This window comes from Cellulomonas sp. P4_B5_2 (assembly GCF_056402235.1).
In genome coordinates this window covers 1-6559 of the sequence record NZ_JBFUHU010000211.1, presented here as the reverse complement: position 1 = coordinate 6559, position 6559 = coordinate 1, and the positions used below count along the sequence as shown (strand labels likewise).

Genomic DNA, 6559 nt, shown 5'->3' with positions numbered 1-6559 from the left:
GCGATCCTGCGCTCGGCGAGGGCCGCGAGGGCGGGCACGGCGATCCCCGCACCCACCACGGGGTTGCGCTCCCGCAGCACCACGTGCGCGGCGAGGTGGCGCGCCTGCCAGCCCTCGCAGAGCGTCGGTGCGTCGGGAGCGACGTCGCGGAGGGCCTGCGCGAGCTGCTCGCGTTCGATCTCGTGCCAGRTCATCCCCGCAGGATCGCACGCGAGCAGGGGCGACGCGTGACGGGTAAGCGCTCGCACCACCGTGAGAGGATGACGGCACCCCCACAGCTCCACGGAAGGTCCTGTCGTGCCCTCGCGAGACGCGTCACCGCCGTCGGTGGCACTCACCGGCTCCGTCCCTCGTCGAGCGTTCCAGCTCATCGGCCGGGGGATGCGCGCCCACCCCGGCACCTACGCCCTGGCTGTGGGCACCTCGGCCGTCTTCGGGGTGCTCACCGTGGTGGTGAGCCGTGTGCTCGGCGCCGTGACCGACCAGGTCGTCGTCCCCGCGCTGGCGGGATCGGCGCAGGCGCGCGACCGGATCTGGCTGGCGGGCCTGGCGATCGCCCTGGTCGCCGTGACGCTCGCGGTGACGGTCGCCGGGCGGCGCATGTTCGCGGGCAAGGGGTTCGCGCTGATCCAGGAGGACCACCGCGCCGCGGTGACGCGGCAGTACCTGCGCCTGCCCATGTCGTGGCACCGGCAGCACCCCACCGGTCAGCTCCTGTCGAACGCCAGCGCGGACGTGGAGGCCGCGACCTCGATCTTCAACCCGCTGCCGTTCGCGATCGGCGTCGTGGTGATGCTCGTCGTGGCCACCGTCGAGCTGCTGCGCACCGACGTCTGGCTGGCGCTGGCGGCGCTGGTGGTGCTGCCGCTCGCGGTCATCGCCAACGTGGTGTTCCAGAACCGGATGTCACCGGCGGCGATCCGCGCGCAGCAGCTGCGCGCGGAGGTCGCGGACATCGCGCACGAGAGCTTCGAGGCGGCTGTGCTGGTCACGTCGCTCGGCACGGAGGCGCGCGAGGAGGCCAGGTTCGCGGAGCGGGCCGAGCAGCTGCGTGACGCCAACGTCCGGGTGGGCGTCGTGCGGGCGCTGTTCGACCCGGTGATCGACCTGCTCCCCAGCATCGGCACGCTGCTCGTGCTGGTCGTCGGCACGGTGCAGATCCGCGCCGGGCGGGTGGAGACCGGGGACGTGGTCGCGGCTGCGTACCTGCTCACCCTGCTGGCGGTGCCGGTCCGCGCCTTCGGCTGGGTGCTCGGTGAGCTGCCCCGGGCGCTCGTCGGCTACGACCGGATCGCCCGCGTCATCGACTCGCACGGTGCCCTGAGCGTGGGGAGCACGCCGTGGGCGCCGTCCGGGGGAGCGCGCGTCGAGCTGCGGCACGTGGGCCGCTCGGTCCCGCTGCCCAGCGGCGGCGAGCTGGAGCTGCTGCACGGGATCGACCTCGACGTGCCCGCGGGCCGCACGATCGCGGTGGTCGGCCCGACCGGTGCCGGCAAGACGACGCTCGTGTCGCTGGTGAACCGGCTGTACGACCCGTCGCACGGCTCGGTGCACGTCGACGGCCTCGACCTGCGTGACGTCCGTCCTGCCGACCTCGCGCGGCACGTGGCGCTCGTCTCGCAGTCCACGTTCGTTTTCGAGGACACCGTGCGCTCCAACGTCACGCTGGCCGACGACGGCGAGCCGGGCTCCCCGGACGACGACGCCGTCTGGGCCGCGCTGCACCTGGCACGGGTCGACGACGTCGTCCGCGCGCTGCCCGGAGGTCTGGACGCCCCCCTCGGGGAGCGGGGAGCCAACCTGTCCGGCGGCCAGCGGCAGCGTCTGGCGCTCGCCCGCGCGCTGGTCCGGAACCCGTCCGTCCTCGTCCTGGACGACGCGACGTCGGCCGTCGACCCGCGCATCGAGCAGGCGATCCTGCGCGGCCTGCGCGGCGACGGCGAGGCGTCGAGCCCGACGGTGCTCCTGGTCGCCTACCGGATGTCGTCCGTGCTGCTGGCCGACGAGGTGGTGCACGTCGACGGTGGCCGCGTGATCGACCGCGGCACGCACGACGAGCTGCTGGAGCGCGACCCGGGCTACCGCGAGCTGGCGACCGCGTACGAGCAGGAGACCGCGCGCCGTGCCGCGGAGGTCGCCGACGAGGAGGCCCTCGAGGTCGTGGAGGAGCGGGCATGAGCGAGCAGAGCCCGGAGAACCGCCTCGCCCCGGCCAGCACCCTCGGCGTGCTCGCGACGCTGCGCCGCGGGATCCAGGTCTCCCCGCAGCTGCTCGTCGGCTGGCAGGTCACGGTGCTGCTCGCCGTCACCGCGTCGATCGGCCGCGTGCTCGTGCCCATCGCCGTGCAGCAGACGGTGGACACTGGGATCCTCGCCGACGGTGGACCGGACGTGCCGCGCGTCGTGGCGCTCGCCGGCCTGGCCGCGCTGGGCCTGCTGCTCGGCGCCGTCTGCTCGGCCTACGTCAACGTGCGGCTCTTCCGCTCGAGCGAGAGCGGGCTCCTCGCCCTGCGCACCCGCGCGTTCCGGCACGTGCACGACCTGTCGGTGCTCACGCAGAACACCGAGCGGCGCGGGTCGCTGGTCTCGCGGGTGACCTCCGACGTCGACACGATCTCGTTGTTCGTCCAGTGGGGCGGCATCATGCTGCTCGTCTCGGTCCTGCAGATCGCCGTGGCGACCGTGCTCATGTCGGTCTACTCCTGGCAGCTGACCCTGATCGTGTGGGCGGGCTTCGTTCCTCTGTTCCTGGTCCTGCAGCCGCTGCAGAAGCGCGTCAACGCCCGCTACACCGCAGTGCGGGAGCGCGTCGGCGCGATGCTGGGCTCCATCTCGGAGGCCGTCGTCGGCGCCGAGACGATCCGCTCGTACGGGGTGGCCGGGCGCACGCAGCGTCGGATCGACGCGGCGATCGGTGCCACCCGCGCGTCGATGGTGCGCGCGCAGAACCTGGTTGCCGCCGTATTCTCCAGCGGCGTGCTGGTGGCGAACCTGGTACTCGCCGTGGTGGTCGTCGCGGGCACGTACCTGGGCATCGCCGGGGAGATGTCCGTCGGGCGGCTGCTGGCGTTCCTGTTCCTCGTGCAGCTGTTCACCGGGCCCGTGCAGATGGCGACGGAGATCCTCAACGAGCTGCAGAACGCGGTCGCCGGGTGGCGCCGGGTGCTCGGCGTGCTGGAGACGCCCATCGAGGTGGTCGACGCGGGCGCCTCGGGAGTGCCCAGTCCCCGTGGGCCCGCGCACGTCGAGCTGCGCGACGTCGGCTTCGCCTACCCGGACGGTCCGCCGGTGCTCCGCGGCGTCGACGTCGCGATCCCCGCGGGGGCGTCGGTGGCGGTCGTCGGTGCGACCGGCTCGGGCAAGACGACCATCGCCAAGCTGGTCGCGCGGTTCATGGACCCGACGAGCGGCTCGGTGCTGCTCGACGGGGTGGACCTGCGCGACATCCCCGTCGCCGACCTGCGGCGCCGGGTGGTGCTCGTCCCGCAGGAAGGGTTCCTGTTCGACGGCACGCTCGCGCAGAACGTGGCGTACGGCCTCCGGCACGAGGACGGGACGACGGCCGCGCAGGACGACGACGTGCGGATCCGTGCGGCGGTCGAGGCGCTCGGTCTGGACGGCTGGGTGGACGAGCTCGCCGACGGCCTGGACACCCCGGTCGGCCAGCGCGGCGAGTCGCTGTCGGCGGGGGAGCGGCAGCTCGTGGCCCTTGCGCGTGCCTACCTGGCCGAGGCGGACCTCCTGCTCCTCGACGAGGCCACGTCCGCGGTCGACCCGGCGACCGAGGTCCGGATCGCACGTGCGCTCGACTCCCTCACGCGCGGGCGCAGCACGCTGACCATCGCGCACCGGCTGTCGACGGCCGAGGCGGCGGACACGGTGATCGTGGTCGACGCGGGCCGTGTGGTCGAGGTCGGGCACCACGACGAGCTCGTCGCGCGCGACGGGCACTACGCGGCGATGCACGCCGCCTGGGTGTCGCAGACGCGCTGACCGTGGACGGGTCCGTGCCCGTCGCTGCTGCGTGGCAGGATCGGGACGTGCCTTCCAGCCCCACCGAACCCCTCCTCGATCCCGCCGTCGCCGAGCGCCTGAAGCGCGACGAGCACGGCCTGGTGGCGGCGATCGTGCAGCAGCACGACTCGCGCGAGGTCCTCATGCTCGGCTGGATGGACGACGAGGCGCTGCGCCGCACCCTGGCCACCGGCCGGGTCGTGTTCTGGAGCCGGTCGCGCCAGGAGTACTGGCGCAAGGGCGACACGTCCGGGCACGCGCAGTACGTGAAGGCCGTGAACATCGACTGCGACGGGGACGCGCTGCTGGTCGAGGTGGACCAGGTGGGCGCTGCCTGCCACACCGGCGCCCGCACGTGCTTCGAGGCGGGCGGCCCGCTGCCCGTCGTCGTCGGATCCCGTCCCACCGAGACCGGAGGACCCCTGTGACCGCCCCCGCCGTCCCCACCGACGTCACCGTCGCCGTGGTTCCCTGGGGGAGCACGTGGCCGTCGCTCGAGGCCTTCCGCGGGCTCGCGCGCGACCGCCGGGTCGTCCCTGTCGTACGCCGGCTGCTCGCGGACGACGTGACGCCCGTCGGCCTGTACCGCACGCTCGCCGACGGGCGGCCAGGGACGTTCATCCTCGAGTCGGCCGAGGCCGACGGGAGCTGGGACCGCTACTCGTTCGTGGGCGTGCGGTCCCGCGCCACCCTGACCGTCCGCGACGGCTCGGCGGTCTGGGTCGGAGACGTCCCGGTCGGGGTCCCGACCGAGGGCGACGCCCTGGACGTGCTGGAGCGCACGCTGGACGCGCTGCGCACCCCGTCGATCGCGGGACTGCCGCCCCTGACCAGCGGGCTGGTCGGCGCGCTCGGGTGGGACATCGTGCGGCACTGGGAGCCGACCCTGCCCGCGAACGCCCCCGACGAGCTGGGCGTCCCAGAGCTCACGCTGCTGCTGGCCACCGACCTCGCGGTGGTCGACCACCACGACGGTTCGGTCTGGCTGATCGCGAACGCCATCAACTTCGACGACACCGACGAGCGCGTGGACGACGCGCACGCGGACGCGGTCGCCCGGATCGACGCGATGGAAGCGGCGCTGCTGCAGCCCGCCGAGTCGGCCGTCGCGGTCCTGGCGGACGTCGCCGAGCCCGAGCTCGCGTTCCGGACCACGCGCCAGGAGTTCGAGGACGCCGTGCGCACAGGCCAGGAGGCCATCCACGAGGGCGACGTCTTCCAGGTGGTCATCTCGCAGCGGCTCGACCTGGACTGCCCGGCGGAGCCGCTCGACGTCTACCGCGTCCTGCGCACCATCAACCCGAGCCCGTACATGTACTACCTGCAGCTGCAGGACGCGGACGGCCGGGACTTCGCGGTCGTCGGCTCCAGCCCGGAGACGCTCGTGAAGGTCACGTCGGGGCGGGTCGTCACGTTCCCGATCGCCGGGTCGCGACCCCGCGGCGCCACGCCCGACGAGGACCGCCGCCTGCAGGACGAGGTCCTGGCCGACCCCAAGGAGCGGGCCGAGCACATCATGCTGGTCGACCTGTCCCGCAACGACCTGGTCAAGGTGTGCGAGCCGGCGAGCGTCGAGGTCGTCGAGTTCATGGCGGTCAAGCGCTACTCGCACATCATGCACATCTGCTCGACCGTCGTCGGTCGGCTGCGCGAGGGCGCGACGGCCCTGCAGACGCTCGTCGCCACCTTCCCGGCGGGCACGCTCTCGGGCGCTCCGAAGCCGCGCGCGATCGCGCTCATCGACGAGATCGAGCCCGCCCGACGGGGCATCTACGGGGGCACCGTGGGGTACTTCGACTTCGCCGGGGACATGGACATGGCGATCGCCATCCGGACCGCCCTGATCCGGGACGGGCGCGCGAGCGTGCAGGCCGGCGGCGGGATCGTCGCGGACTCGGTGCCGGCGCTGGAGTACGAGGAGTCGCGCAACAAGGCCGCGGCTGCCGTCCGGGCGGTGCAGATCGCCTCCCGGCTGCGGCGGGCGGGCGCGTGACGGTTCCGGCGCACGCCGCCCGGTCGCGTCCGTCGGGACGTGGCCGTGCCGCCGGGCTGCTGCTCCTGCTCGCCGGCCTGACCGCCCTCGTCGCCGTGCCCACGTGGTTCACGACGACCGGCATGACCGCGCTGCAGGGAACGGTGACCGTGCAGGCCGCGGGCTCCCAGGTGGCACCGGCGATCCTCGCGGCCGCGGTCGCGATCCTCGCCGCGGTGGCCGCCGTGGGGCTGGTCGGTCGCGTCGGGCGCTGGGTGGTCGCCGCCGTCGTCGTCGCGTGCGGGGTGCTCGTCGTCGGGACGACGCTCGGTGTGCTCGGCGACCCGGAGGGTGCAGTGATCCCCGTCGTCGCGGCGGAGACCGGGGTGGGCAAGCTCGCCGGACCGGTCACGACGAGCGTGTGGCCCTGGCTAGCCGTCGCGGTCGGGGTGCTCGACGTCCTCGCCGGGGTGTGGCTCGTGGTCGCGTCCCGTACGTGGTCCGGACCGACGCGGCGGCACGAGAACGTCGCCGGCGCGGCGGCACCGACCACACCCGACGAGCGGTCCGACTG

The 6559-nt window shown here is 73.8% G+C and carries 6 protein-coding genes; 5 read left to right on the top strand and 1 reads right to left on the bottom strand.

Annotated features, from left to right (window positions below; all coding sequences use genetic code 11):
• On the bottom strand, window positions 1-194 hold a 194-nt coding region (locus AC1DUQ_RS15020), incomplete at its 3' end, for a maleylpyruvate isomerase N-terminal domain-containing protein (protein WP_477074061.1).
• A gap of 187 nt (window positions 195-381) precedes the next feature.
• Between AC1DUQ_RS15020 and AC1DUQ_RS15015 the strand changes: the two genes are divergently transcribed.
• The 5 genes from AC1DUQ_RS15015 to AC1DUQ_RS14995 all read left to right on the top strand — a co-directional run.
• A complete protein-coding gene (locus AC1DUQ_RS15015) occupies window positions 382-2178 on the top strand; it encodes an ABC transporter ATP-binding protein (protein ID WP_477074062.1) in 1797 nt (598 codons plus the stop codon).
• Window positions 2175-3992, top strand: coding sequence for an ABC transporter ATP-binding protein (locus AC1DUQ_RS15010; RefSeq protein WP_477062870.1), 1818 nt, complete (start codon window positions 2175-2177; stop codon window positions 3990-3992). The genes AC1DUQ_RS15015 and AC1DUQ_RS15010 overlap by 4 nt, the downstream gene beginning before the upstream one ends.
• 47 nt (window positions 3993-4039) lie before the next feature.
• Window positions 4040-4441 carry a phosphoribosyl-AMP cyclohydrolase gene (hisI, locus tag AC1DUQ_RS15005; RefSeq protein ID WP_477062871.1) on the top strand — a complete coding sequence of 134 codons (402 nt, stop codon included), beginning with the start codon at window positions 4040-4042 and terminating at the stop codon, window positions 4439-4441.
• The gene (locus tag AC1DUQ_RS15000; RefSeq protein WP_477062872.1) at window positions 4438-6006 is read left to right on the top strand and encodes an anthranilate synthase component I; all 1569 of its coding nucleotides are present in this window, start codon (window positions 4438-4440) and stop codon (window positions 6004-6006) included. The genes hisI and AC1DUQ_RS15000 overlap by 4 nt, the downstream gene beginning before the upstream one ends.
• A partial coding sequence (locus tag AC1DUQ_RS14995; RefSeq protein ID WP_477074060.1) for a Trp biosynthesis-associated membrane protein occupies window positions 6003-6559 on the top strand: 557 nt, incomplete at its 3' end. The genes AC1DUQ_RS15000 and AC1DUQ_RS14995, both read left to right, overlap by 4 nt.

Bases quoted from the DNA above. Each gene is read 5' to 3' on its own strand.
- AC1DUQ_RS15015 (WP_477074062.1), top strand. From the start codon at position 382: ATGCGCGCCCACCCCGGCACCTACGCCCTGGCTGTGGGCACCTCGGCC.
- AC1DUQ_RS15010 (WP_477062870.1), top strand. From the start codon at position 2,175: ATGAGCGAGCAGAGCCCGGAGAACCGCCTCGCCCCGGCCAGCACCCTC.